Raw genomic sequence first — 26,484 nt, 5'->3', positions numbered from 1 at the left:
TCCCTGGGTGCTTGGAGTGATCAGACGGCGTCCCCATCTGTTGTGGCTGCTCGTCCCCTATGTCCTGTATCTCGGTGCGCTGCCCCTCGTGAACCGCGTGACCCCGCTCCTGTTCGGCGTGCCCTTCCTCTTCGTGTGGCTCCTCGGGGCGACCCTTCTGACGCCCGTCGCTGTGTGGCTCACCAGGAGGGAGGACCTCAGAAGAGGGGACCTTCGGGACCGGCGGCGAGGTGGTGGCGCGTGAACGCCGCCGTCGCCACCTCCGTCTTCGCCGTCTTCATGGTCGCCACCGTCGCCCTCGGCCTCCTCGCCCTGCGCGGGCGCGGCGGAGGCGGCGGGCTCGACGAGTGGTCCGTGGGCGGGCGGAGCCTGGGGCCCGTCTTCATCTGGGTGCTGATGGCGGGCGAGGGCTACACCAGCTTCAGCTATCTGGGGGCCGCGGGCTGGGGCTACAACTACGGGGCGCCCGTTCTGTACGTCGTCGCGTACATGTCCTGCGGTTACGCGATCGGGTACGTCGTCGGGCCCATGCTCTGGAGTTACGCCCGCCGGCACGGCCTCGTCGGGATCACCGACATGGTCGCCCACCGCTTCGGCCGGCCCTGGCTCGGCGCGGTGGTCGCGGTGCTGGCCACCGTCTTCCTGCTGCCGTACATCCAGCTCCAGATCACCGGCATGGGCGTGGTGCTCTCCGTCATCTCCTACGGGGCCGTCAGCCTGAACTGGGCCTACTTCGTCGCCTTCGCCGTCACCACCGGCTTCGTCGTGGTCAGCGGGCTGCGCGGCAGCGCCTGGGTGTCCGTGCTGAAGGACGTCCTGGTCATCGCCACGCTCGGATTTCTTGCCCTTTACGTGCCGCTGCACTACTTCGACGGGTACGGGCCCTTCCTCGACCGGCTCGTCACGGAGAAGAGCGACTGGCTGACCCTTCCCGGACACGGGGGCGGCGAAGGCGGAGGTGGCGGGAGCGGGCTCGGGGAGGTGTGGTTCATCAGCACCACGTTCCTGAACTCGCTGACCGTCGTCATTTTTCCGACCACCGTCGCCGGTTACCTCGGTGCCCGGAACGCCGACGCGCTGCGCCGCAACGCCATGTACCTGCCCGCCTACAACGTCCTGCTCTTCGTCCCGATGCTGCTCGGTCTCGCCGCCCTGTTCGTGGTGCCGGGGCTGGCCGGCGCGGAGTCGAACCTCGCCCTGTTCAAGCTGGTCGTCGACGCGCTGCCCGCCTGGGCGGTCGGCGTCGTCGGAGTCGCCGCGGCGCTCTCCTCCATCGTGCCCATGGCCGTCTTCATGCTGGTCATCGGGACGATGTGGGGGCGCAGCGTGCTGTCGCTGCTGCCGCGCCTGGCCCACGCCGACCGGCAGAAGTCCGCCGCGCAGGTCGTCGTGGTCGTCGCGGGTTCGCTCGCGCTGCTCCTCACGTACACCGCGCCCAACACGCTCGTACGCCTCTCCCTCATCTCGTACGAGGGGATGGCGCAGCTGCTGCCGATGGTGCTGCTCGCCCTGGTCTGGCGGCGGCTCACCTTCCGGGGTGCGTTCAGCGGGCTGATCGTGGGCGTCGCGGTGGTCTGTGTCCTCGTCTTCAGCGGGAACGATCCGGTGTGGGGTGTGAACGCCGGGCTCGTCGCCCTCGCCGCCAATCTGGCCGTCGCGCTCGCCGTCACCTTCGCCGGCCGCCGGGACGCGGACCCGCGGCCCGACGCCGAGGTGCTGGCCGACGACCGGGACGAGTACGCCGCCGACCCGGTGTGAAACCGATCATCGTGTATAACGAATGGAGTGCCGTACGCATTCTCGTACGGCGGAAACGAGCCTTACGAGGGTCAGGAGGTGCGCATCGTGCGGGACGCCAACGCCCTGCGCCGCGCCTTCGCCCGGCTGCTCCGGCCCGCCGGACTCCTCGTCCTCTTCCTCACCGAGGTCCTCCTCGCCGAGGGCGGCAGCCTCTCCGCCGCCGTCGCGCTCGCCGCCACCGCGGCCGCCGGCTCCGCGCTCCTCGCCTGCTCCGTCATCAGCGCCCGCTGCGCGCCCCCGGTGCCCCGCACCCGGGTCCGTACGGCCATCAGGGACCGGGAGCAGCGCACCGCGTTCCTTCCGCAACGCGACCCCGACGCCCGGGGCCGCACCAGGCCCCGAGCACCCGGGCACGCCCTCCTGACGGCCGCCGCGTAGCGCACCTCCGCACCGCCTTTCGTACGTGTCCTTTCGTGCGTGTCGTACGTGCGGTGCGCGCCCGCGCCGGTCGTCCTGCCGAGTGATCACCCCGTACCTGTCCGCCTGCCGCACAGGTACCCCCCGGCACGACGAGACCCCCGGAGGGCTCACCCATGTCCGCCTTCATGTCCGCTTTCGCGAACCTGGTCGGCTCCCTCGCCGATCTGCTCGAACCGCTCTTCCAGACCGCGTCCACCGCCGCCGCGATCATCCTGTTCACCGCGCTCGTCCGGCTCGCCGTCCACCCCCTGTCGCGGGCCGCCGCACGCGGGCAGAAGGCCCGCAGCCGGCTCCAGCCGCAGATCGCCGAACTCCGCAGGAAGCACGGCAAGAATCCTGAGCGGATGCAGAAGGCGATCATGGAGCTGCACGCCGCCGAGAAGGTGTCGCCGCTCTCCGGCTGCCTGCCGAGCCTGCTCCAGATGCCCGCGTTCTTCCTGCTCTACCACCTGTTCTCCAGCAGCTCGATCGGCGGCGAGCCCAACGCGCTGCTCAGCCACGACCTGCTCGGCGCACCGCTCGGCGGGCGCTGGCACGACGCGCTCGCGCACGGCGGGATGTTCGGCGGGCAGGGGCTGGTCTACCTGGGTCTCTTCGTGATCGTCGCCGCCGTTGCCACGTTCAACTACGGACGCACCAAGCGGCAGATGGCCGCCAACCCGATGACGCCCGCCGCGGGCCCGGACGGACAGGCCGTGCCCGGTATGGGCGCGATGACGAAGCTGATGCCGCTGCTGTCCTTCTTCACCCTGATCACCGTGGCCGTCGTGCCGCTGGCCGCCGCCCTGTACGTCGTCACCACGACCACCTGGACCGCCGTCGAGCGGGCCTGGCTCTACCGCGACATGCCGGTCGGCGGCGGCGCCATGGCCACGGCGGCGTAGTCGGGCCGTCCGGTGCGCCGGTCCAGTGTGTGAACGAGGTCTTGCGGAGTGACCGCATCTCTTGGACGATCAGCCAAGTCCTCCGTCGGCCCGCACCCCGCCGGAGGGCCCCACCTCGACCAAGAGGAGTTGGACCGTTGAAGCTGCTTCGAGTCGGTACGGCGGGCGCCGAGCGTCCCGCACTTCTCGACCGCGACGGGACTCTGCGTGATCTGTCGGGGATCGTTCCCGACATCGACGGCGGGCTGCTCGCCGACGCCTCCGCGCTCGCCCGGGTACGGGCGGCCGCCGAGGCGCCCGGTGTGCTGCCCGCCCTGGACGCGACCGGGCTGCGGATCGGCCCGCCGCTGGGCCGCATCGGCAAGATCGTGTGCATCGGGCTGAACTACCACGACCACGCCGCCGAGACGGGTGCGGAGATCCCGGCGGAACCCATCCTGTTCTTCAAGGCCCCCGACACCGTCGTCGGGCCCGACGACACGGTCCTGGTGCCGCGCGGCAGCCGGAAGACCGACTGGGAGGTCGAGCTCGCCGTCGTCATCGGGCGCACCGCCCGCTATCTGGAGTCGGCCGAGGAGGGCCTCGCGCACGTCGCCGGGTACGCCACCGCGCACGACGTCTCCGAGCGCGAGTTCCAGATCGAGCGCGGCGGCACCTGGGACAAGGGCAAGAACTGCGAGACGTTCAACCCGCTGGGCCCCTGGCTGGTCACCGCCGACGAGGTGCCCGACCCGCAGGCCCTGCCGCTGCGGCTCTGGGTCAACGGCGAGCTGAAGCAGAACGGCACCACGGCCGAGCAGATCTTCCCGGTCGGCGAGGTCGTCCGCTACCTCAGCCACTTCATGACGCTCTACCCGGGCGACGTGATCAACACCGGTACGCCGGCCGGGGTGGCGATGGGGCAGCCCGAGCCGAAGCCGTACCTCAGGGCGGGCGATGTGGTGGAGCTGGAGGTGGCGGGGCTCGGCCGGCAGCGGCAGGAGCTGAAGGACGCCTAGGGGGAGCAGCCGAAGCCGAAAGAAGGGTGCGTAAGCCGAGAGGAGGGGCGCCGTCGCCGTATGCGGGTGACGGCGCCCCTTCGCGTACGGCCCCTACGCCGCCTGCGTCGCCGCGAACTGCTCCAGCGCCTCGACCACCATCGCGTGGTCCTCGGCCTGCGGCAGCCCGGACACCGTGACCGTGCCGATCACGCCCGCGCCCTCCACCGCGATCGGGAACGAACCGCCGTGCGCCGCGTACGTGTCCGGGTCCAGGCGCGAGGACTCCTCGAACGTGGTGCCCTTCGACCGGAACCGGGTGCCGACCAGATACGAGCTCTCGCCGTACCGCTCGACGACCTTGCGCTTACGGTCGATCCACGCGTCGTTGTCCGCGCTCGAACCCGGCAGCGCCGCGTGGAACAGCTGCTGCGCACCGCGCCGGATGTCGATCGCGACCGGTGCGTGCCGCTCCCGGGCCAGCGCGACCAGCAGGCTGCCGAGCGCGAACGCGTCGTCGTAGGAGAAGTGCGGCAGCGTGAGCCGGCGCTCCTGGGCGATCAGCTCGGAGATCGTGGGGGAGGTGGTGCTCATGCGTGCGGCTCCTCTTCGTCGTGGTGCGGGAGAAGGGTGACCGAGACGCCCTCGCGGGCCGAGCGGCGGGCGGCCTCCAGCACGTCCAGCGCGGCGGCCGCCTGGAGCGCGGTGACCGGGTTGTCGCCGGTGCCGCGGACCGCGGCGGCGACGGCGGCGTAGTACGCGGGGTAGTCGCCGGGCAGCGTACGGACCGGGGTGCCGCCGCCGGTCAGCGGGGACTCGCCGGAACCGATACGGCCCCACAACTCCTCACCCTCCTCGCCCCACGGTGCACCGGCCACCGGGCGCAGCCCCTCGCGCAGGGCCGCCTCCTGCGGGTCCAGGCCGTACTTCACATAGCCCGCCGTCGAGCCGAGCACCCGGAAGCGCGGGCCGAGCTGGGCCGTGGTGGCGCTGACGTACAGGTGCGAGCGGACCCCGTTGACATGGGTGATCGCGATGAACGTGTCGTCGTCCGCCGCCGCGCCGGGACGCCGTACGTCGGACTCGGCGTACACCTGGACCGCCGGGCCGAACAGCGTCAGCGCCTGGTCGACGACATGGCTGCCCAGGTCGTACAGCAGACCGCCGATCTCCTCCGGGTCGCCCGACTCGCGCCAGCCGCCCTTCGGCTGCGGCCGCCAGCGCTCGAACCGGGACTCGAAGCGCTGCACCTCGCCCAGCTCGCCGTCGGCGATCAGCGCGGCCAGCGTGCGGAAGTCGCTGTCCCAGCGGCGGTTCTGGAAGACCGAGAGCAGCAGCCCGCGCTCCTCGGCCAGCGCGGCCAGCTCGCGCGCCTCGGCGGCGGTCCCGGCGGCCGGCTTGTCCACGACCACCGGCAGCCCGGCCTTCAGCGCGGCCGTCGCCAGCGGGACGTGCGTCTTGTTCGGGGTGGCGATCACGACGAGGTCCAGCTCGTCGGCGCGCTCCCACAGCTCGTCCGGCGAGGCGGCGAAGCGGACGTCGCCGAACGCGGCACGGGCCTCGGCCCGGCGCTCCTCGTTCGACGTGACGACCGTGTCGAGGACCAGGCCGTCGGCCGCCGAGATCAGCGGGGCGTGGAAGACGGAGCCGGCCAGGCCGTAGCCGACGAGGGCGACGCGGAGAGGCGCGCCGGTGGTGCCGGAGATGCCGGAGGCGCCGGTGGCGGTGGAGGCGTCGGGGGCGTTGGGGGTCATGCATTCCACTTAAGCAACGCTGTTGCCAAAGTGCAAGCGACCGGCACAATGGGACCGGTGAAGAGGAGTGAGCCGTGAACGGGAGCCGGACGAGGACCCAGGCCGGGGTCAACCTGCCGGCCCTGCGCCACCACAACGCCGCGCTGGTGCTGGACCTGCTGCGGGCGGCCGGGGCGGAGGGCATCAGCAGGCTGGAGCTCGCCGAGGGCACCGGCCTCACCCCGCAGGCCGTCAGCAAGATCACCGCCCGGCTGCGGGAGGACGGTCTGGCCGTCGGCGCGGGCCTGCGCCCCTCCACCGGCGGCAAGCCGCGCACGGTGCTGCGGCTCGTGCCCGACGCGCAGTTCGCCGTCGGGCTGCACCTGGACCGCGACGGACTCACCGCCGTCCTGGTCGACCTCGCGGGCCGGCCGGTCGCGGTCACCCGCGCACCCCTGGACCTCGGCGCTCCGGCGGACCGGGTGCTCGCGGACGCGGCCGACGCCGTACGGGACCTGTGCGCGGCCGAACCGCACAAGCCGGTGCTGGGCCTCGGCGTCGCCGTGCCCGGCCCGCTGGACCACCGGGACGGAGTCCTGCACCGGGTCACCGGCTTCCCGCAGTGGAACGGCTACCCGCTGCGCGCCGCCCTGGCCGAGCGGACCGGGCTGCCGGTGGTCCTGGACAAGGACACCAACGCAGCCGCCCTCGCCCTCGCTCTCGGCGGGGCGGGCGGTGGCGACTTCGCCTACCTCCACCTCGGTACGGGGCTCGGCGCCGGCCTGGTCCTCGGCGGCGAGGTGCACCGGGGGGCGAGGACGGGCGCGGGCGAGTTCGGCCACCAGACCCTCCAGCTGGACGGCCCGCTCTGCGGCTGCGGCGGACGCGGCTGCATCGAGGCGCTGTGCCTGGCCGCCGAGGCGCGCGGCGACCGGGCGGAGGCGGCCCGGGCGCTGGGCACGGGCGCGGCGAACCTGGTCGGTCTGCTCGACATCGACCGGGTGGTCCTGGGCGGCCGGACGGTGGCCGCCGACGAGGACGCGTACGTACGGGGCGTCCGGGCCGTGATCGAGGAGCGGGCCGCCCGGGGCGGGGCGGGCGCGGGGGTGACCGTCACGGTCGCCGGGGGCGGTGACCGGCCGGTCGCGGAGGGCGCGGCGCAGCTGGTGCTCGCGCCGGTGTTCGGGCGGGTGGGGGAGCGGGGATGACCGGTCCGGCCTGAGGCCCGCCCGCCTGACCGATGCGGGGTGCGGTCGGCCGCCTGACCGAACCGGGGTGCAGTCGGGTGATCGTATGAATCAAGTCGGCATGTCGACACTCTGATCACGCGCGCGCGTGATGGCGTCGGAGGCCACCACCGGCGGCCCCCGCCCCGGTCGTCCGCGAGCAGTGAAGGGTGACCCCTCATGCTTCCCACCTCCTGCGCACGGCTGCGTGACGCCCGTGCGCTCGCCGCCCTCGGGCTGGCCGCCGGGATCACGGTCCCCGCCGCGCTCCTGGGCGGCCCGCAGGCCGCCGCCCTGTCGGCCGCGCCCGCCGCCGCTTCCTTATCCGCCGACGAGCAGCCCGTGTGCGGTGACCCGAAGGCCAAGGACTTCCCGATCGAGACCCGGATCCAGGACGCCCCCGACCGGTACGCCTCCGGTGGCGGCTACGGCACCTGGTTCCTCGACCTCACCAACACCACCGACACGTCCTGCCGGGCCCTGCATCCGGTCCTGGTGCTCGCCGACCGCGACCGCAGGCTGACGCCGGACCAGATCCAGCTGGAGTTCTCCGAGCCCGGCAGCCCGGGAACGGAGCACCGGGTCACCTGGGAGAGCACCGACCGCGACGAGCAGATCGGCGTCTTCGGCGAGGCGGGCGGGGAGGATGAGCAGAGCGATCCGTTCCTCGGGTTCACCGTGCCCGCCGGAGAGACCGTCTCCGTACGCGTCCGCATGGCCTTCACCTCCGACACCGCCCCCGGTCCGGTCACCGCGCACGCCGCCGTCGTCCAGCGCCGCCACCAGGACAGGGCCAAGGGCGGCGGGCGCGAGGACGGCGAATGGGTGGGGGAGTCGGAGAAGTACCCCTTCGTGATCGTCGACGGCGCCACGGGCGGCATCCGCGAACCGGACGGCCCCCGGACCGAGCACCCCCGGACCGAGCGGCCCCGGCCGGAGGGTTCCCGGTCCGAGCGTCCCGACCCGGAGCGCTCCGGGCCGGGCGCCGGCACCCGTACGGAGCGGCCGGGCGATCCCGACGGTTCGCGTACGGACCCCGGTACGGGCCGGGACCCGTCACCGGACCGCGACTCCGGCGCGGGCGAAGAAGGCGGCGGCGAGGAGAGCCCCGGGCTGCCGCCCCGCGACGGACTCGGCCGCCCGCTCCCCGAACTCGCCCGCACCGGACCGGCGTCGATCGCCTGGGCCGGGGCCGCCGCCGGGGTGCTCCTGCTGGCCGGGGCCGGCCTGCTGCGGCACGCCCGCCGGGTGCGCCGCGACGCCTGACGGTGCGGGGCCGCGGCCCCGCACCGGTCCGTTCACCCGCGTCTGCCACCATCGGGCGGTGGACTACCCGAACGACCAGGCACCTGGCGCACCGATCCGCTCCGGCATCCCCGAGCACGGCCGTATTCCGAAGTACTACGCGGTCAAGGCCCGTATCGCGGTACTGCTGGACGAGTTGGGCGAGGGCGGGCTCCTGCCCACCGAGCGGGAGCTCGCCCAGCGGCACGAGGTCTCGCGCGAGACCGTCCGCCAGGCCCTGCGCGAACTCCTCCTGGAAGGGCGGCTGCGGCGGCAGGGGCGCGGCACCGTCGTCGCCGGACCCAAGCTGGAGCAGCCGCTCTCGCTGGCCAGCTACACCGAAGGCGTCCGCCGCCAGGGCAGGCGGCCCGGCCGCCACCTCATCGGCCTGGAGCGCTTCCCCTGCCCGGACGCGCTGGCCGCCGAGGTCGGCGTGGAGCGGGGCGAGCCGGTCTGGCACCTGGAGCGGGTGCTGCTCGCCGACGACGAACGCGTCGGCCTGGAGAGCACGTACGTCGGCGTCGCCCGCGTCCCGGACCTGGACACGCGGTTCGACCCGGACTCCTCCTTCTACGCCTACCTCCGCGACCGCCTCGGGATCGCCTTCGGCGACGCCGACGAGCGGATCGAGACCGTGCTCGCGACTCCCCGCGAGGCCCTGCTCATCGGGACCCCGCCCGCCCTGCCGATGCTCCTGATCCACCGGCTCTCCCGGGACACCGACGGCCGGCCGCTGGAGCGCGTGCGGACGCTGTTCCGGGGCGACCGCTTCTCCTTCTCCGCCCATCTGCGGGGTGAAGGGCGGGACTGAGGGCGGGGCGGGACTGGGCGAGGAGCGGGGCTGAGAGAGCCCGTGCCGGAGCTCACCGAGTCACGCCGTTGGTAACGTAAACATAACGGGTCTGGTCCAAACTTGCGGGGTCGTTCACCGTCCCGTCGGCGACCGGACGTGTCCGGGACACCCGTCCCGAGGAGCGTGGCCGTCGTGAGAGTCATCGTCGTAGGAGCCGGCGTGGTGGGAACCATGCACGCCTGGCACGCAGTCAGCCGCGGCCACGAGGTCGTACAGATCGAGCGCGAGAGCGAGGCGCGCGGGGCATCGCTCCGCAATTTCGGACAGATATGGATCAGCGGGCGGGCCGGTGGCGAGGAGCTGGAAACCGCCCTGCGCGCACGTGAGTTGTGGGAGTCCATCGGAGAGCGGGTGCCCGGGCTCGGCTTCCGGGCCTGCGGTTCGCTGACCCCGCTGCGCACCGCGCACGAGGTCGCCGTCGCCGAGGCGGCCGTCGCCCGGCCCGACGCGGCGGCGCGCGGCTACAAGCTGCTCACCGCCGACGAGGCCCGGGCCCTCAACCCGGCCCTGCGCGGCGCGTTCACCGCCGCCCTGTGGTGCGAGCGGGACGCGGCGGTCGAACCCCGCACCGCCCAACGCGCCCTGAAGGAAGAGCTGCTGGCCTCCGGGCGGTACACCTACCTCGGCGGCCGCGAGGTGCGGGAGGTCGTCGGGACCGCCTCGGTGCGCGACGACCACGGAGACGTCCACACCGGTGACGCCGTGATCCTCGCGACCGGCGCCTGGCTCGGCGGACTCGTCCGTGAACTCGCCGGGCCCGGACTGCCGGTGCGCCGCGTCCGCCTCCAGATGATGCAGACCGACCCGCTCGGCGAGCCGCTCACCACCTCCGTCGCCGACGCCGACAGCTTCCGCTACTACCCCGCCTACCGGGGCGAGGCCCTCGACGCCCTCAACGCCGGACAGCCCCAGGACCCGGTCGCCGCCGAGCACCGCATGCAACTCCTCATGGTCCAGCGCCGCGACGGCGGGCTGACCATCGGCGACACCCATGAGTACGAGCACCCCTTCGCCTTCGACACCGTCGAGGAGCCCTACGAGCACCTCACCCGGGTCGTCGAGGCCTTCCTCGGCCGCCCGCTGCCTCGTATCCGCCACCGCTGGGCGGGCGTCTACGCCCAGTGCACCGACACCGCACGCGTCGTCCACCGGCAGCAGGTGCGCGACGGGGTCTGGCTCGTCACCGGACCCGGCGGGCGCGGCATGACGTGCTCGCCCGCCATCGCCGAAACGACCGCCGACCAACTGGGCTGGTGAACCACATGACTTCCCCGACCGATACGACTTCCCCGACCGACATCACGCGCGACCCCTACAACCTCGTCGTCCTCGACATGGCCGGCACCACCGTCGCCGACGGCGGCCTCGTCGAGCAGGCCTTCTCCGCCGCCGCCCAACGCCTCGGCGTACGCCCGGAATCCGACGAGCACGCCCGTCAACTCGCGTACGTACGCGCCACCATGGGCGAATCCAAGATCTCCGTCTTCCGCCACCTGTTCGGCGAGGAGGAGACGGCCCAGCGCGCCAACACCGCCTTCGAGGAGGCGTACGGCGAACTCGTCGACGGCGGCCGCATCGCCCCGCTCCCCGGCGCCCGCGAGGCCGTCGAGCGGCTCACCGCCGAGGGCCGCACCGTCGTCCTGACCACCGGCTTCGCCCGCACCACCCAGGACGCCATCCTCACCGCCCTCGGCTGGCAGAACCTCGTCCCGCTCACCCTCTGCCCCGCCGACGCGGGCGGCCGGGGCCGGCCCTTCCCGGACATGGTGCTGGCCGCCTTCCTGCGCACCGGAGCCGTGGCCGACGTCCGCCGGACCGTGGTGGCCGGCGACACCTCGTACGACATGCTCGGCGGTGTACGCTCCGGCGCCGGGATCGTCGCCGGGGTCCTCACCGGCGCCCACGACCAGGACCTGCTGACCCGGCACGGCGCGACCCACGTCCTCGGGTCCGTCGCCGAACTGCCCGACCTCATCGCACGGGCCGAGGCATGAGCGCGCCCGCCCCGGCCCCCGTCGCCTCCACCACCGACCCCGCCGCCCCCAGCGGCATCCGCTTCGACGGCGTCACCGTCGCCTACGGCGGGAACGTCGTCCTCGACCGGCTCGACCTCACCGTCGAACCCGGCGAGGTGATGGCCCTCCTCGGCCCCTCCGGATCCGGCAAGACCACCGCCCTGCGCGCCGTCGCCGGGTTCGTCCGGCCCGCCGCCGGGCGGGTGTTCCTCGGCGGCCGGGACGTCACCGCCCTGCCCCCGCACCGGCGCGGCATCGGCATGGTCGTCCAGAGTTACGCCCTCTTCCCGCACCTCATGGTCAAGGACAACGTGGCCTTCGGGCTCAAGGCCCACCGCACCCCGAAGGCCGAGATCCCCGGCCGGGTCACCGAGGCCCTCGAACTCGTCGGCATGGCCGCGTACGCCGAGCGCCACCCGCGCGAACTCTCCGGCGGCCAGCAGCAGCGCGTCGCCATCGCCCGCGCGCTCGCCATCCGCCCCGGCGTCCTGCTCCTGGACGAACCGCTCTCCGCCCTCGACGCCCGGCTCCGCTCCGGCATGCTCGCCGAACTGGCCAGGCTGCACCGCGAGTTGCCGGACGTCTCCATCCTGTACGTCACCCACGACCAGGTCGAGGCGCTCACCCTCGCCGACCGGATCGCCGTCATGGACCGCGCCCGGCTCCAGGACTGCGGCACCCCGCAGGAGCTCTACCGCCGCCCCCGTACGGAGTTCACCGCCTCGTTCGTCGGCAACGCCAACCTGCTCCCGGTCACGGTCGCCGGTGCAGGAGCCGTCGCGTTCGGCGGCCGCCCCCTCGCCGTTGCCACCGACACCGGCACCGCCGCACCCGGCGCCACCGCCACCCTCTGCGTCCGGCCGCACCTGGTCGGCATCGGCGACGGGCCCAACGCGCTCACCGGCACCGTCACCGAGGTCCAGTGGCGCGGCTCCACCCACCGCGTCCACGCCGACGTCGACGGCCACCGCGTCATGGCCGACCTCCGCGAACTGCGCGAGCCCCCGGCCATCGGCGACCCCGTCACCCTGCACTTCGCCGCCGAGGACGCGGTGCTGCTCCCGGCGGGGGCGGGAGACCGGGCAGGGGCGGGAGACCGGGCGGGGGTCGGCCCATGACCGCCGCCGCCACCGGCACCGCAGCCACCGCCGCCGTGCCCCGTACCCTCGGCCGACCGGCCCCCGCAGCACCCGGCTCCGGCCCCGGCCGCTCCCGTACCGTCCCCGCCTGGGTCTGGGCGCTGCCGCCCGTCGCCGTCCTCGCGCTCGCGTTCCTCTACCCGCTGGCCCTCGTCGTCCAGCAGTCCTTCACCCCCGACGAGGGCGGCGTCTCGCTCGACCCGTATGCCGACGTCTTCGCCTCCGCCGTCTTCCGCGACGCGCTCACCACCACCGTGTGGCTCGCCGTCGGCTCGACCGTGGGCTGTCTGGTCCTCGGGTTCGTCCTCGCACTGGTCATCGCGTTCGTCCCGTTCCCCGGCGGGAAGGCGGTCGCCCGGTTCGTGGACGTATTCCTCTCCTTCCCATCCTTCCTCATCACGCTCGCCCTGCTGTTCATCTACGGCTCGGTCGGGATGGCCAACGGGCTCTGGACCGACGTCACCGGCGCGGCCGACGGGCCCTTCCACTTCCTGACCACCCCGTGGGGCGTCCTGCTCGCCGAGATCACCTACTTCACGCCGTTCGTGATGCGCCCGCTGCTCGCCGCCTTCTCCCAACTCGACACCGGGCAGCTGGAAGTGGCCTCATCGCTCGGCGCCGGACCCGTGCGGATCATCCGGCAGGTGATCCTGCCCGAGGCGCTTCCGGCACTCGCGGCGGGCGGCAGCCTCGTCCTGGTGATGTGCCTCAACGAGTTCGGGATCGTCCTGTTCACCGGGGCGAAGGGCGTCACGACGCTGCCGATGCTCGTCTACAGCAAGGCGATCCTGGAGTCGGACTACCCGGCCGCCTGCGTCGTCGCCGTCGTCAACATCGCGATCTCCGTGGGCCTTTACGGCCTCTACCGGGTGGTGAGCCGTCGTGCTGGTGCATAGCCGCGCCGGGAAGTGGGCCACCTGGACCGTCTTCCTGCTCCTCTTCGTCCCGCTGTTCGCGGTGCCGCTGCTCGTCATCCTCGCCGCGTCCCTCGCCACCAACTGGTCCGGGGCCTTCCCCTCCGGGCCCACCGTCGAGCGCTACGCCGCCGCCACCAGCGGCGACGCGCTCCAGGCGCTGACCACCAGCCTCGCCACCGCGCTCGCCGCGAGCGTGCTGGCCCTCACCCTCGGCGGCTGGGCCGCGCTCGCCGCCGCCTCTCTCCGTACGCGCGGAAAGCGGCTCCTGGACGCCCTGTTCATCCTGCCGGTCGCCGTGCCCTCGGTGGTCGTCGGCCTCGCGGTGCTGGTGGCCTACAGCCGACCGCCGGTCCTGCTCAACGGGACGCGGTGGATCGTGATCCTCGCTCACACCGTGCTCGTCACGGCCTTCGCCTACCAGTCGGTCGCCGCCGCCGTGCGCCGCCTGGACCCGATGTACGAACAGGCCGCCGCCGGCCTCGGCGCGAGCCCCGCACGGGTGCTGTGGCGGGTGAGGCTGCCGCTCCTGCTGCCCTCGCTCACCTCGGCCGTCGGGCTCTGCTTCGCGCTGTCCATGGGGGAGTTGAGCGCCACGATGATGCTCTACCCGCCGGACTGGACCCCGCTGCCGGTGCAGATCTTCGCCGCCACCGACCGGGGCTCGCTCTTCACCGGCGCCGCCCTCGCCGTGGTCCTGATGACGACGACGCTCCTCGTCCTGGCCGCCGTCTCCCGCATCCGGACCCGCGCCTCCTACCGCTGAAACCCCGCCACCACCACCTCCCGTCTTCTGGAGAAACCCATGCGCACCCCCGCCCGTACCCTCGCCCTGCCCCTGGCCGCCCTCACCGCCGTCACCCTCACCGCCTGCGGCGGCTCCTCCGCCGCGTCCGACGAGAAGTCCGTCACCGTCTACAGCGCCGACGGCCTCAAGGGCGAGAGCGGCGACGGCTGGTACGACAAGGTCTTCAAGGACTTCGAGAAGAAGACCGGCATCACCGTGAAGTACGTCGAGGGCGGCTCCGGCGAGATGGTGCAGCGCGCCGCCCGCGAGAAGTCCAACACCCAGGCCGACGTCCTCGTCACCCTGCCGCCCTTCATCCAGCAGGCCGACGCCAAGGGCCTGTTGACCGCGTACGAGCCGAAGGGCGCCGAGCAGGTCGACGGCGCCGACCGGGCGGCCGACGGCACGTGGACCTCCGTCGTCAACAACTACTTCGGCTTCGTCCACAACACCAAGGAGCTGAAGAACCCGCCGCGCACCTGGGAGGACCTGCTCGACCCCGCGTACATGGAGAAGGTCCAGTACTCCACCCCCGGCGTCGCGGGCGACGGCACCGCCGTCCTCATCAAGGCGATGCACGACTTCGGCGGAAAGGAGCCGGCCATGGCCTACTTGAAGAAGCTCCAGACCAACAACGTCGGCCCGTCCGCCTCCACCGGCAAGCTCGCCCCCAAGGTCGACAAGGGCGAACTCCTCGTCGCCAACGGGGACGTGCAGATGAACTTCGCCCAGTCCAAGGACATGCCGAACCTCGGCATCTGGTTCCCGGCCAAGGGCGACGGAAAGCCCACCAGCTTCGCTCTGCCGTACGCCGCCGGGCTCGTCGCGAAGGCCCCGCACAGCGAGAACGGCAAGAAGCTGCTCGACTTCATGCTCTCCGAGCAGGCCCAGCGCGACGTCAGCGCGGTCGGCGGCGGCTTCGCCGCCCGCAAGGACGTCAAGGCCACCGACGCCAACGCCGTCGAACTGGCCGGGCTGATGGAGAGCGTGGAGATCTTCGAGCCCGACTGGTCGGACATCGGGACCAACCTGGACTCGTACATCGACGCCTGGAAGTCGGCCACCGGAAGCTGACCGGCCATCTTCCGGCAACGGATTCCTGCGAAGGTCTGGACCCGGCCCGGTTATCTCGTCAAGGTAACGGGTCCGGTCCAGACGGAAGTTCACGTCCCGCCCCCGCCCGACCCGCCCCCTCCCTGGAGGATCACGTGACCCGGTCTCTGTCCCGCCGCTCCGTGCTCGCCACCACCGCCGTCGCGGCCACCGCCGCCGCCGTCGGCCCGCTCGTCACCGCCCCCGCCGCGTACGCCGCGCCCACCCTCCCCAACGGCACCAGCAAGGACAAGGTGCTCGTCGTCGGCATGGACGGGCTGCGCCACGACGTCATCGCCGCCGCGAACGCCCCGCACCTCAAGGCGATGATGGCCGACGGCACGTACGGCACCTCGCTGCTGTACGCCAACCCCATGGCCGCCACCTCCTCAGGACCCGGCTGGTCGACGATCTCCACCGGCGTCTGGCCCGACAAGCACGGCGTCAAGGAGAACTCCTTCGCCGGGAAGAACTACGCGAAGTACCCCGGCTTCCTCGCCCGCCTCGCCCAGGTCCGCCCCCAGCTCTCCACCTACGCCGCCGTCGACTGGAAGCCCCTGGACGCCCAGGGCACCGTCACCCCGGGCGCCGACGCCAAGCTCGTCCTCGACGGCGACCGCGACGGCTACACCGGCCACGACGCCACCATCGCCGCCGAGACCGAGTCGATCCTCCGGAACCAGAACCCGGACGTGCTCTTCGTCTACTTCGGCCAGACCGACATCGTCGGCCACAACTCCGGCGCCGCCAGCACCGCCTACCGCCAGGCCATCGACGTCCAGGACGGCTACCTCGGCCGCCTCCTGACCGCGATCCGGGCCCGGCCCTCGTACGCCACCGAACGCTGGACCGTCATCGTCACCACCGACCACGGCCACACCGACTCCGGCGGCCACGGCGGCAGCGCCATCGAGGAGCGGCGCACCTTCGTCCTCGCCCAGGGCCCCGGCATCGAGGCCGGCGCCCGCCCCGCCGACACCCGCCTCGTGGACGTCGCCGCCACCGTCTTCAAGCAGCTCGGCATCGCCCCCGACCCCGCCTGGGGCCTGGACGGCAAGCCGATCCAGGAGCGCTCCACCGACCCCTTCGAGACCCTCCACCCGGCCCTGTCCGCCCGCGTCGACGAGACCGGGATCCCGGCGGGCGTCCTCGGCTGGACCCACACCGCGCCCAGCGGCTGGTCCGTCGTGAACTCCGCGATGGGCACCGGAGGCGTCACCGAGTGGCGCGGCTGGACCTTCGCCACCGACGAGTTCTGGAGCCGCAGCCAGCGCGACCAGTCCCGTGAGCTGAACGTCCGCTCGCGCGGGATCTTCGCGGTCGCCGACTCCGACGAGTGGGACGACAAGGCGTCCTCGGGACCGTACGACTCCACGCTCGTCACTCCGGCGTACGCGGTCGGCGGCAGGTCCACCGTGACCCTCGGCTTCACCACCCTGTACCGCCAGGAGGGCAGCCAGAGCGCCCGGATCCTCGCCTCCTGGAACGGCGGAACACCCGTCGAGGTGAAGCGCTACACGGCCGATGTGATCTCACAGCCCCAGGCGCTGACCCTGGACGTCCCGCCCGGGGCCGCCAACGTGAGCTTCCGGTTCCACTACACCGGCAGCAACAACTGGTACTGGGTGATCGACGGGGTCACGATCACGGCCTCCTAATTATGCTGGGGGTGCCGGGACGGCGCGGTCCGGGCACCCCCAGCACGCAGTGCGTACGGCAGGAGTCCCGACACATGGCAGACCGCAAGCCCATCACTTCCTGGCTCACCGACATGGACGGCGTCCTCATCCACGAGGGCACGCCCATCCCCGGCGCCGATGCCTTCATCAAGCGGCTGCGGGATTCCGGGCTGCCCTTCCTCGTCCTCACCAACAACTCCATCTACACCGCGCGCGACCTGCACGCCCGGCTCAAGCGCATGGGCCTGGACGTGCCCGTGGAGAACATCTGGACCTCCGCGCTCGCCACCGCCCAGTTCCTGGACGACCAGCGCCCCGGCGGCACCGCGTACGTCATCGGCGAGGCCGGTCTCACCACCGCCCTGCACGACATCGGGTACGTCCTCACCGACCACGACCCGGACTACGTGGTGCTCGGCGAGACCCGTACGTACAGCTTCGAGGCGCTCACCAAGGCGATCCGGCTGATCAACGCGGGCGCCCGCTTCATCTGCACCAACCCCGACGAGACCGGCCCGTCCGCCGAGGGCCCGCTGCCCGCCACCGGCTCGGTCGCCGCCCTCATCACCAAGGCCACCGGCAAGGACCCGTACTTCGCGGGCAAGCCGAACCCCCTGATGATGCGGACCGGGCTCAACGCCATCGGCGCGCACTCCGAGACCAGCGCCATGATCGGCGACCGGATGGACACCGACGTCCTGGCCGGCCTGGAAGCGGGCATGCAGACCTTCCTGGTGCTCACCGGGCTCACCACCGTCGCCGACATCGACCGCTACCCGTTCGGCCCGTCCCACGTCGTCGAGTCCATCGCCGACCTGGTCAGCCTCGTCGAGCTGCCGGACCAGGCCGACCAGCCCACCGCGGGGAACCGCGACTGACCTGCGCGGACCGCGTCCGCAGTCGCTCGAATGGAGGACTGCGGATGCGGGCCGCCGTCGCAGGCGTGAACCTTCCCGTAGGAGGTTCACGATGCGTTCCATGCCCATCACTTTCTGTGCCGCAGCGGCGGCCGCACTCATAGCCGTGCCCGCGCCCGCCGCGCTGGCATCCCCGGCCGCCCCGGCCGGCGACGACGACCGGCGCACCGGCACCGTCTCGGTCACCCCGTCCACGACCGCCCCGGGCGGGCAGGTGGAACTGTGGGTCGACGTCTGCGGCAAGGGCCGCCGGGCCAAGGGCAACTCCGACGCCTTCACCTCGGTCGCCCACTTCCGCCCGGCCGACGACAAAGGCCTCTTCGCGGAGGCCCGGATCCGGTCCGACGCCGAACCCCGCTCCTACGACGTCTGGGTGACGTGCGAGGACAGCGACGGCAAGGCGACCGGCACCCTCACCGTCGTCCACCACAACCGTCCCTCGCCCGCCGCACCCGTCAAGGCGGGCGGTGGAGGCACCGCCACCCTCGCCGAACGGTCCACCGAGGCCGAGGGGCCCGGCACCCGGCACGCGGTGATCGGCCTGGTGCTCGCCGCCGTCGCGGCCGTCGCCGTCGCCCTGCGCAGCTCGCGCCGGCGCCGCGACCCGGCCGGCAGCTGACATGAGCGCCCAGGACCGCCCGGCAGGCAACGGGCGACTGCTCACCGGAGTGACCTGGGCCGTGCTGCTGCTCGGCCTGTGGCTCTGGGGCAAGGAGGCGGGCGGCGGGCTCGGCGGCCTGTCGGGGCCCACCACCGGCGACGTGGCCGCGGTCGGCCGCCCCTTCGGGGCCGAGCTGCCCCCGGCCCACGACCCGGTCGCCGGCGCCGCCCCCGAACGCGTCGAGGTCCCCTCCGTCGGGATCACGGCCCCCGTCATCGCCCGCGGCCTCGACCGCGACGGGGCCATCGACCCGCCCCCGTACGGCATGCCGAAGACCGCCGGCTGGTACGGCGACGGCATCCAGCCCGGGGCGAAGGGCGCGGCCCTGTTCGTCGGCCATGTCGACACCGACACCAAGCCGGCGGTCTTCTACGGTCTCAGCGCGGTGAAGCCGGGCGCCCGGATCGAGGTCACCCGGACCGACGGCAGTGTCGCGGAGTTCACCGTGGACGACGTCCAGGTCGTCACCCGCGAACGCTTCGACGCGCAGAAGGCGTACGGGCCCCGTCAGGACGGCCGGGCCGAGCTGCGGCTGATCACCTGCGGCGGGACGTACGACCACAGGACCCGCTCCTACACGGCGAACGTGGTCGTCTCCGCGTACCTCACCGGCGCGAAGGACGCGAAGGCCGGAGACGCCCGAGACGCCGGAGACGCGGGGGAGCGCGTACAGGCCGTGGCCCACGGGGGACGCGGCTGAAGCGCCCCGTTCAACCCGGCCCGGCCGGCCGCCTCTCACGGGGCGTGCCGGCCGGGCCGGTCCTCGACCGCGTGCGCCCGGCCGCGGGAGTCGCCCGGCGCGGTACGGGAGGTCGGTGCGGTGGGAAGCCCGATCCCTCGCCACTGTAGGGGCCCCGCCGGACGGATGACCGGCTTTCGAACGGGATGTCCGGAACCGGTGCCCCGGTGCGACCGTTGTACGGGTGGGAGCGTGGGCGCCCGGCCGCTGTGCCAGGATGGATCGGACCGGCAGCACATCGGTGCAACCAGTGAGCGACAGTGCAGGCAGTGCACCCAAGGGGGAGTGGATGTACGGCAGTTACACCGGCCGGTCCCGGACGCGCAGGCGCGCGGCGGGCCTGCGGACGACCGGTACGGCGGCGGCGCTGGGGGCGGCCCTGCTGCTGGCGGGATGCTCCGGTGACGGGGACGGCGGCGGGAAGAAGAGCGCGCCGACCGTCGAGCAGCAGCCCAAGGACAAGGATCCGTACTGGGTCAACCCCGACGGCAACGCGGCCCGTCAGGTCGCCGCGTACACCGAGGACGGCGACGCGAAGAACGCCGCGCTGATCCGGAAGATAGCGCAGCAGCCGGTCGGCGAGTGGATCACCCCGGACAACCCGGAGTCCCAGGTGCGGGGCATCACCGAGGCGGCCGCCGCGGCCGACCGGGACGCCCTGCTGGTCCTCTACAACATCCCGCACCGCGACTGCGGCCAGTTCTCCAAGGGCGGCGCCTCCGACGGCGACTCCTACCGCGGCTGGCTGGACGGCGTGGCCAAGGGCATCGGGGACCGCAGCGCCACCGTGATCCTGGAGCCGGACGCCCTGCTGCACCTGGTCGACGGCTGCACACCGCAGGAGTTCCACGAGGAGCGCTACGACCTCCTCAAGGGCGCGATCCAGCGGCTGAAGCAGCAGCCCGCCACCAAGGTCTATCTGGACGCGGGCAACGCCGGCTGGCAGTCGCCCGACGCGCTGTTCCAGCCGCTCCAGCGGGCCGGGATCGCCGAGGCGGACGGCTTCTCGCTCAATGTCTCCAACTTCCAGACGACGGCCGTCTCCACGGAGTTCGGCAAGAAGCTGTCGGAGAAGATCGGCAACAAGCCCTTCGTCATCGACACCAGCCGCAACGGCAACGGCCCCTACACCGGCGGCGACCCCGCCGAGAGCTGGTGCAATCCGCCAGGCCGCGCGCTGGGCGAGGCCCCGACCACCCGGACCGGCGACGAGCTGGTCGACGCCTATCTGTGGATCAAGCGCCCCGGCGAGTCCGACGGCGACTGCAAGGGCGGCCCGAAGGCCGGCGACTGGTGGCCGGAGTACGCCCTGGGCCTGGCCGGCGCCACCAAGTAGCGGCAACGGCCGGAGGCCGCACACCGGGAGCCCGATCTCCCGGTGTGCGGCCTCCGCCGCGTACGGCCCCTACTCGGGCACCTCCACCCACATGCCCTCGGACGGGGTGCCCTGGTCGTCGGTGACGAAGAGCATGTACCAACCGGCCGGCACCAGCGCCCGGTTCTCCGGCACGGTGACGGTGATCCCGTCCTTCGACTTCTTCATGTCCAGCGCCACGGTGCGCTGGTCGGTGTCGGTGACATGCGTGACCGCCGAGGGGCGCATCAGCTTCGCCGAGGTGATCTTCGAGGCGTGCTGCGTGGTGAAAAGACCCGTGGAGCCGCGCTCGATCTTCTTCGGCCCGGCCGTCAGCTCCGGCCGGGAGTCCCGGTAGAGGTAGGGCGGGGTGTAGATCTCGATGCGCTGCTCGAAGACGCCGGGCCGGGTGTTGGCCTTGTCGGAGAAGAGCGAGTCCGAACCGAAGATCATCACCCGGCCGTCCGGCAGCAGCACCGAACCCGAGTGGTAGTTCCGGCCGACCGCCGGATCCGCGACCTTCTTGTACGTGTCGCTCTTCGCGTCGTACAGCCGGGCCTGGAGCACGTCCGAGCCGCCGCGCCCGCGGTAGTCGCTGGAGCCGCCGGTGACCAGCAGCGAGTCGTCGGGCAGCAGCGAGGCGCTGGGGTAGCGGGTGCCCTCGGAGAGGGACGCGCCGTCGGTGAACTCCGGGTTCTTCTTCCGGAGGTCGACCAGCCGCGACTTCTCGCTGGCCTTCTCGGACTCGCCGACCCCGCCGCCGCCGATCACCATGAACTTCTCGTCCTGGGCCGGGGGCAGCCGTACCGTCGCCGAGGTCTCCATCTGGTCCGGGTCGCTGAGCCCGGGGATCTTCTTGAACTTGTTCGTCGACAGATCCCAGACGCCCGGGTCGCGGCCCACGTCCGCCGGACCGTATCCGGCGTTGGAGCCGGAGTAGAAGAGCTTGCCGTCATTCAGCAGGAAGACCGCCGGGTAGGTGGGGAACTTCCGCTCGATGCCGGTGTACTCCCACTCCTTGGTCGCCGGGTCGTAGATCTCGTCCTTGCCGGGGACGATCTGCCCGATCTCGTCCAGACCCGACAGGGCGAGGACCTTGCCGTCCTCCAGCGTCGTCAGCGTCGGGTACCAGCGGGCCTCGTTCATCGGGTCGACGGGTATGTACTTCTCCGCGACCGGGTCGAACTCGAAGGCCTCCTTGATCCCCTGGAAGTCCTTCTTGTCCAGGGCCAGCTTCTGCGCGATGCCGTACACATTGCGGGTGTCCGAGCCGGACAGGCCCGCCACCCGGTAGTTGTCCTCGGTGCCGGTCTCGTACTTCTTGCCGGTCTGCTGCGCCTCGACGTAGATCCGGCCGAGCCCGGGGTCGTTGCGCAGGAACGCGCCGGTCTGCTTGTCGAAGACCTTGGTGGCCTTCTCGACCAGGACCGGGTCCTTGGAGACGAACGTCTTGCCGTTCTCCTTGCCGGTGAACCGGGTGCCCGCGGGCAGGGTGATCGGCTTGTCCGGGTTCTCGTTGTGGACGATCATCAGGCCGCCGGCCTTGGTGACGTCGCCCTGGAGCTTCTCGTACCGCTTGGTGCCGCCGGCTATGAGGAGCTTGCCGTCGGGCAGCTGGGTGTGCCCGGCGCAGAACATGTCCTTGGGGGTGGGGATGTCCTTGAAGACATTGGTCTTCGGGTCCCACAGCACCGAGCGGAAGCTCTTCGCGTCGAAGTTCTTCTGGTTGTTCCCGGAGCCCGCGACGAGCAGCACCTTGCCGGTGTGCAGCAGCGCCGCGTGGATCGTGTTGATCCGGTGCTCGGAGGGGACGTCCAGGAAGTCCCAGTGCCCGTTGGCCGCCTTGTAGTCCGGCTGGTTGATCTTGTACTCGTGATAGCGCTCGGTGCTGAAGCGGTACAGCCACGGCCCGTTCGCCCCCGCGAGCGCGAGAACCACCGCCGTACTGATCGCCAGGCGGCGGGTACGGCGGCTCGGACGGTACTTCATTTCTTACGTCCCCCCAGGGAGATCTGCATGGTCTGGTCGTTTCCGGGTGCTCCGGGCAGCGGCTGGGGCCTCGGCTCCGGGGCCGGTCCGCCGCTGCGGTGCGATCCTCCGCCCGACCGGCGTTTCTTCTTCTCGGCGCGCATCGTGTACCGCCAGCCGATGATCGGCGCGGCGGTGATCAGCAGCGCCAGCGTGGCCCAGGTGACCATCGCGGGGTGGCTGTGGCCCAGGAAGAAGGAGGAGATCATCGAGGCGCCGAAGACGACGATGAAGAACAGATGGATCCGGAAGGTGCCGAACAGGGTGTCCGGGCTGGACGAGTCGCCCTTCGGGGTCACCACGAACGAGCTCTTGCGGCGCAGCACCGCGTCCATCAGCGAGCGGGCGTAGATCGGCGCGGAGAGCGCGGACATCACCATGCCGGCCAGCCCGCCGGAGCCCTCGGGCTCGTGCGGCGAGACGTTGTGGCGGCGGTTCCAGATGTACAGGCCGATCTGGAGCGCGGAGGCGTTGCCGTACAGCATCATCCAGATCGTCGGGTCGATCTGGACACCGGAGGCGCCCATGCCGAGGAAGAGCGCGCAGCTGAGCGCCGCGAGGATCCAGTTCAGCGCCGACATCGGATAGAAGATGATCATCATCGTGTAGTTGAAGAGCTTGCCGGGCGGCATGGTTCCGAAGCCCTTCCAGAACTGCCCGATGATCGTCTCGTAGGTGCCTCGCGACCAGCGCAGCTGCTGGGTGAAGAAGTCCGTCCACGCGGTCGGGCCCTCGCCGACGGCCAGCACGTCCGGGGTGTAGACCGAGCGCCACTTCCGGCCCGTGGCCGGGTTGCGGTGGCGGTGGATCTCGAAGCCGGTGGCCATGTCCTCGGTGATCGAGTCGTACAGACCGCCGATCTGCTTCAGCGCCGAGATCCGGACCGCGTTGCTGGTGCCGACGAACATGGGCGCGCCGTAGCGGTTGCCCGCGCGCTGGATCAGCGCGTGGAAGAGGAACTGCTGCGACTCGGCGGCCTTGGTGACGAAGGTGTCGTAGTTGCCGTAGACCTGCGGGCCGATGACGAAGCCGACGTCCGGGTCGCGGAAGTAGCCGAGCATCCGCTCCAGGTAGTTCGCCATCGGGATGTGGTCGGTGTCGACCGAGGCGAAGAAGTCGTAGTCGCCGCCGTGCGCGTCCAGCCAGGCGTTGTAGTTGCCGTGCTTGGTCTTGGCGCGGTGCGGACCCTTGGCCTGGTTCCAGTGCGCCACGCCCTTGCGGGAGAAGTGGTGCACACCGAGCCGGGCGCAGACCTCCTTGACCGCCGGGTCGTCGCCCTCGTCCAGCAGCCAGACGTGCATCAGACCGCGGTGGCGGATCTTCACGGCCGCCTCCAGCGTCTTCGTCACCATCTCCAGCGGTTCCTTGCCGGGAACGAAGGAGGTGAGGAAGGCGACCCGGGTGCCGGACTCCGGGATCACCGGGACCGGGTCGCGGGCGACCAGGGTGGCATGCGCGTTCGACAGGACATTCATCGTGCGGAACAGCTCGATCAGACCGATCGAGACCAGCATGACGATGTCGAGGACCAGCAGGAGGTCGTTGTCGAGGTTCGGGTCGCGGTCCGTCCAGTGGCCGGGCTGCATCAGCCAGGCGAAGAGACCGAGCGAGACGAGCGGAGCCGCGCCGAGCAGGAGCGCCGCGCGCACGCGGTGCGGCTCCTGCGATATGAGCGAGCGGTACTGGACCTTGTACGGCTTGCCCGCGGGGGGCTGCGTCAGCGGCCCGGCCAGCCGGCTGTAGTGCTCGTAGTCGTAGCGCGGCAGCTCTTTCTTGGCACGCCGCCTCGCCGCACCGGCCCGCAGCTGCGCCGGTATCCGGAGCTGCGTCGTCCGGGAAGCGTCGTTCTCCTGCCGGTCGCCTGGCGGCGTCGACGTCATGGGTACATCCCCCCGCACGCATGCTGGTGCGTGACTGTTCGGTCTCTCGTGCGTGCGCGGTGGCCCCCGTTCTTCACCGGGTACGCACACGGTGGCAAGCCACCGTCCCCACAGACATGGTTCGGCGGCCTTCCGGTTGCATGATGCCCCCTCGGCGTCCGTCACCGAGCGGGACCCCCACCCCGCGGTACGAACAACCGGAACGTCACGCTCTGCTGTGCCAACTGTACGGATCAGCAGCCCCCTTGGCGCCCGTCGGGCCCCCAGACAGATTGTCCGACACGGAACGGGATCGCAAGGGTGAAACAGACTGTTTACCGGTCATACGCACGATTTGGGCCCCAGTTGTGGAGGGGGTGTGACGAAGTGGAGATCGGCGCTCGCGAGCCCCTCCGTCACTGCCTCGTGACGGAGTGCAGTTCGACGCGTGGTTGTTCGTGTGCGGTCGCGGGGCGCCACCGGGTGTCACCGGATATCGGACGGGGAATGATCAAAGCCCCCTCACTGAACGTGAGGGGGCTTCGACTGTGCGTGCGCCGTCAGGGACTCGAACCCCGGACCCGCTGATTAAGAGTCAGCTGCTCTAACCAACTGAGCTAACGGCGCCTGCTGACCTGGAGAACTCTACCGGACCTTCGGGAGTGCTCCGAACCATTTACCGGCCGCCACGCCCCGTCAGATAGTCGTTTTTTTCCTTTGTTCCGTCAAAATGCGATATGTCGGGAGAGTTGAAACACTGACGCCCGTTGCGGCTGCGCCCAAAGATCTTGACGAATGACGAGTGCGGAGGGGAATCGCATGACTGTGCCGGTCTTCGAGGAGTACGAACCCGCCATCGACTGCGGATGCGCGGGGTGCGCCGTGCGGCGGCGCACCGCCGCGAGGGCGCTGCCGGTGCGGCGCGGCGGACACCCCGCCGCGCACGGCGCGCGGCGGGCCCTGGTGCTGGCGACGGCCGCCGGGGTGGTCCTCTCCTGCGGGGCGGCGGGTGCGGCGGCCGCCGGCGGCCACGCCCCGGAAACCCCGCACGCCGACGGGGGCGCCGACCCGGAGCCGGCCACTCCGCAGGGCGAGAAGGGCCCGCTGAAGGGCAGCGGCGCCTCGGGCCCGCCGTCCGCCGGGGCGGCCGCGCCGAAGACGACCCGGGCCGACATCATCAACCGGGCCAAGCGGTGGGTGTCGGCGAAGGTCCCGTACAGCATGGAGAAGTACTGGTCGGACGGCTACCGCCAGGACTGCTCCGGCTATGTGTCGATGGCCTGGAACCTCGGCACCAACGAGTGGACGGGCAGCCTCGCCACCTACGGGACCAGGATCGACCGCGCCGACCTCCAGCCCGGCGACATCCTCCTCTTCCACAACCCGGCCGACCCGTCCAAGGGCTCGCACGTCACGATCTTCGGCGGCTGGACCGACTACACGCGCACCCATTACGTGGCCTACGAGCAGGCGCGCCCGCAGACGCGTAAGCAGTCGACACCCATGGCGTACTGGAACAACTCATCCCGATACGTGGCCTACCGGTACAAAGGAGTCACCGGCGGTTCGCCAGGCTCCGGCTCCTCCACCGCTTTCCCCGGAGCCAAGCAGTTCGGCCCCGGCGCCAACAACAAGTACGTCACCCAGCTCGGCCAGATGCTGGTCCAGCGGGGCGGCAAGCGGTTCTACGCGGTCGGCCCCGGGCCCGTGTGGGGAACGGCGGACCAGCGGGCGACCCAGGCGTTCCAGCAGGCGCAGGGCTGGAAGGGCAAGGAGGCGGACGGCATCCCCGGCCCGGACACCTGGCGCCTGCTGACCACCGGCGCCGGACGGAACATTCCGGCCGCCGGCGCGGGCGGCAGCCCGAATACGGCCGTCGCGTTCCCCGGACGCGGCTATTTCAAGCCGGGTCAGTCCAACAGCCATGTCGACCGGCTCGGCAAACAGTTGGTGAAGAAGGGATACGGCAAGCACTACGTGTCGGGCCCCGGCCCGCTCTGGACCGAGGCGGACCGCCGCAACGTCGAGGCGTTCCAGCGGGCCCAGGGCTGGCGCGGCGGTGCGGCCGATGGTTACCCGGGGCCGGAGACCTGGCGCCGGCTCTTCGCGTGACGGACGTGACG

24 protein-coding genes and 1 tRNA gene are annotated in these 26,484 nt (G+C 71.8%); 20 read left to right on the top strand and 5 right to left on the bottom strand.

What is annotated here, in order from left to right; translation table 11 throughout:
• The first annotated feature begins 7 nt into the window (after positions 1-7).
• The 5 genes from ACSMXR_RS12415 (at position 8) to ACSMXR_RS12395 (ending at position 4,102) form a co-directional block, all read left to right on the top strand.
• Positions 8-244, top strand: a complete 237-nt coding sequence (locus ACSMXR_RS12415; protein WP_170994635.1) for a DUF3311 domain-containing protein — start codon at positions 8-10, stop codon at positions 242-244.
• On the top strand, positions 241-1,758 hold the full coding sequence (locus ACSMXR_RS12410) for a sodium:solute symporter family protein (protein WP_473171868.1): 1,518 nt from the start codon (positions 241-243) through the stop codon (positions 1,756-1,758). The genes ACSMXR_RS12415 and ACSMXR_RS12410 overlap by 4 nt, the downstream gene beginning before the upstream one ends.
• A gap of 87 nt (positions 1,759-1,845) precedes the next feature.
• The gene (locus ACSMXR_RS12405; protein WP_030087732.1) at positions 1,846-2,178 is read left to right on the top strand and encodes a DUF6412 domain-containing protein; all 333 of its coding nucleotides are present in this window, start codon (positions 1,846-1,848) and stop codon (positions 2,176-2,178) included.
• Between the two features lie 155 nt (positions 2,179-2,333).
• Positions 2,334-3,104 (top strand): YidC/Oxa1 family membrane protein insertase, encoded by a 771-nt coding sequence (locus ACSMXR_RS12400; RefSeq protein ID WP_364884352.1) that lies wholly within the window; start codon positions 2,334-2,336, stop codon positions 3,102-3,104.
• Positions 3,105-3,241: 137 nt separating this feature from the next.
• Positions 3,242-4,102: a fumarylacetoacetate hydrolase family protein gene (locus ACSMXR_RS12395; RefSeq protein ID WP_218526316.1), complete on the top strand. Its 861-nt coding sequence runs from the start codon at positions 3,242-3,244 to the stop codon at positions 4,100-4,102.
• Between the two features lie 93 nt (positions 4,103-4,195).
• On the opposite strand, the gene ACSMXR_RS12390 is transcribed toward ACSMXR_RS12395, so the two are convergent.
• Entirely contained in the window at positions 4,196-4,675 is a 480-nt protein-coding gene (locus ACSMXR_RS12390) for a heme-degrading domain-containing protein (RefSeq protein WP_473171867.1), read from the bottom strand.
• Entirely contained in the window at positions 4,672-5,835 is a 1,164-nt protein-coding gene (locus ACSMXR_RS12385; RefSeq protein ID WP_473171866.1) for a Gfo/Idh/MocA family oxidoreductase, read from the bottom strand. The genes ACSMXR_RS12390 and ACSMXR_RS12385 overlap by 4 nt, the downstream gene beginning before the upstream one ends.
• Before the next feature lie 74 nt (positions 5,836-5,909).
• Between ACSMXR_RS12385 and ACSMXR_RS12380 the strand changes: the two genes are divergently transcribed.
• The 14 genes from ACSMXR_RS12380 to ACSMXR_RS12315 all read left to right on the top strand — a co-directional run bounded on the left by ACSMXR_RS12380 (position 5,910) and on the right by ACSMXR_RS12315 (position 20,456).
• Entirely contained in the window at positions 5,910-7,022 is a 1,113-nt protein-coding gene (locus ACSMXR_RS12380) for an ROK family transcriptional regulator (protein WP_137233753.1), read from the top strand.
• Positions 7,023-7,220: 198 nt separating this feature from the next.
• On the top strand, positions 7,221-8,306 hold the full coding sequence (locus tag ACSMXR_RS12375) for a peptidase (protein ID WP_473171865.1): 1,086 nt from the start codon (positions 7,221-7,223) through the stop codon (positions 8,304-8,306).
• Positions 8,307-8,364: 58 nt separating this feature from the next.
• Positions 8,365-9,135, top strand: coding sequence for a GntR family transcriptional regulator (locus tag ACSMXR_RS12370; protein ID WP_364884322.1), 771 nt, complete (start codon positions 8,365-8,367; stop codon positions 9,133-9,135).
• A 174-nt stretch (positions 9,136-9,309) separates the two neighbouring features.
• Positions 9,310-10,434, top strand: coding sequence for a TIGR03364 family FAD-dependent oxidoreductase (locus ACSMXR_RS12365; RefSeq protein WP_473171864.1), 1,125 nt, complete (start codon positions 9,310-9,312; stop codon positions 10,432-10,434).
• Between the two features lie 5 nt (positions 10,435-10,439).
• Positions 10,440-11,171 carry a phosphonatase-like hydrolase gene (locus ACSMXR_RS12360; RefSeq protein WP_473171863.1) on the top strand — a complete coding sequence of 244 codons (732 nt, stop codon included), beginning with the start codon at positions 10,440-10,442 and terminating at the stop codon, positions 11,169-11,171.
• Entirely contained in the window at positions 11,168-12,310 is a 1,143-nt protein-coding gene (locus ACSMXR_RS12355; RefSeq protein WP_473171862.1) for an ABC transporter ATP-binding protein, read from the top strand. Before ACSMXR_RS12360 ends, ACSMXR_RS12355 begins: the two co-directional genes overlap by 4 nt.
• Positions 12,307-13,227 (top strand): 2-aminoethylphosphonate ABC transporter permease subunit, encoded by a 921-nt coding sequence (locus ACSMXR_RS12350; RefSeq protein ID WP_473171861.1) that lies wholly within the window; start codon positions 12,307-12,309, stop codon positions 13,225-13,227. The genes ACSMXR_RS12355 and ACSMXR_RS12350 overlap by 4 nt, the downstream gene beginning before the upstream one ends.
• Positions 13,214-14,011: an ABC transporter permease gene (locus tag ACSMXR_RS12345; protein WP_381795489.1), complete on the top strand. Its 798-nt coding sequence runs from the start codon at positions 13,214-13,216 to the stop codon at positions 14,009-14,011. Before ACSMXR_RS12350 ends, ACSMXR_RS12345 begins: the two co-directional genes overlap by 14 nt.
• A 39-nt stretch (positions 14,012-14,050) precedes the next feature.
• Positions 14,051-15,106, top strand: coding sequence for a 2-aminoethylphosphonate ABC transporter substrate-binding protein (locus ACSMXR_RS12340; protein ID WP_473171860.1), 1,056 nt, complete (start codon positions 14,051-14,053; stop codon positions 15,104-15,106).
• 134 nt (positions 15,107-15,240) lie between these two features.
• Positions 15,241-16,782, top strand: coding sequence for an alkaline phosphatase family protein (locus ACSMXR_RS12335; RefSeq protein ID WP_473171859.1), 1,542 nt, complete (start codon positions 15,241-15,243; stop codon positions 16,780-16,782).
• A gap of 74 nt (positions 16,783-16,856) precedes the next feature.
• Positions 16,857-17,681: an HAD-IIA family hydrolase gene (locus tag ACSMXR_RS12330; protein WP_218527359.1), complete on the top strand. Its 825-nt coding sequence runs from the start codon at positions 16,857-16,859 to the stop codon at positions 17,679-17,681.
• 91 nt (positions 17,682-17,772) lie between these two features.
• Positions 17,773-18,339 (top strand): hypothetical protein, encoded by a 567-nt coding sequence (locus tag ACSMXR_RS12325; RefSeq protein ID WP_164621459.1) that lies wholly within the window; start codon positions 17,773-17,775, stop codon positions 18,337-18,339.
• 1 nt (position 18,340) lies between these two features.
• Positions 18,341-19,081 (top strand): class F sortase, encoded by a 741-nt coding sequence (locus ACSMXR_RS12320; RefSeq protein ID WP_376184630.1) that lies wholly within the window; start codon positions 18,341-18,343, stop codon positions 19,079-19,081.
• A 328-nt stretch (positions 19,082-19,409) separates the two neighbouring features.
• Complete coding sequence (locus ACSMXR_RS12315) at positions 19,410-20,456, top strand: glycoside hydrolase family 6 protein (RefSeq protein ID WP_137233766.1); 1,047 nt, start codon at positions 19,410-19,412, stop codon at positions 20,454-20,456.
• 69 nt (positions 20,457-20,525) lie between these two features.
• Here the strand turns inward: ACSMXR_RS12315 and glxA are convergent, their stop codons facing one another.
• The 3 genes from glxA to ACSMXR_RS12300 form a co-directional block, all read right to left on the bottom strand.
• A complete protein-coding gene (gene glxA, locus ACSMXR_RS12310; RefSeq protein WP_473171858.1) occupies positions 20,526-22,463 on the bottom strand; it encodes a radical copper oxidase GlxA in 1,938 nt (645 codons plus the stop codon).
• Positions 22,460-24,382 carry a glycosyltransferase family 2 protein gene (locus tag ACSMXR_RS12305; RefSeq protein WP_137233768.1) on the bottom strand — a complete coding sequence of 641 codons (1,923 nt, stop codon included), beginning with the start codon at positions 24,380-24,382 and terminating at the stop codon, positions 22,460-22,462. Before ACSMXR_RS12305 ends, glxA begins: the two co-directional genes overlap by 4 nt.
• A gap of 532 nt (positions 24,383-24,914) precedes the next feature.
• Positions 24,915-24,988 (bottom strand) — tRNA-Lys (locus ACSMXR_RS12300).
• Positions 24,989-25,180: 192 nt separating this feature from the next.
• On the opposite strand from ACSMXR_RS12300, the gene ACSMXR_RS12295 reads away from it, so the two are divergent.
• Positions 25,181-26,473, top strand: coding sequence for a peptidoglycan-binding protein (locus tag ACSMXR_RS12295; RefSeq protein WP_218527361.1), 1,293 nt, complete (start codon positions 25,181-25,183; stop codon positions 26,471-26,473).
• Positions 26,474-26,484 lie beyond the last annotated feature (11 nt).

The organism is Streptomyces sp. DSM 106670, from assembly GCF_055792845.1.
This window is presented reverse-complemented; position numbering and strand designations above follow the sequence as displayed.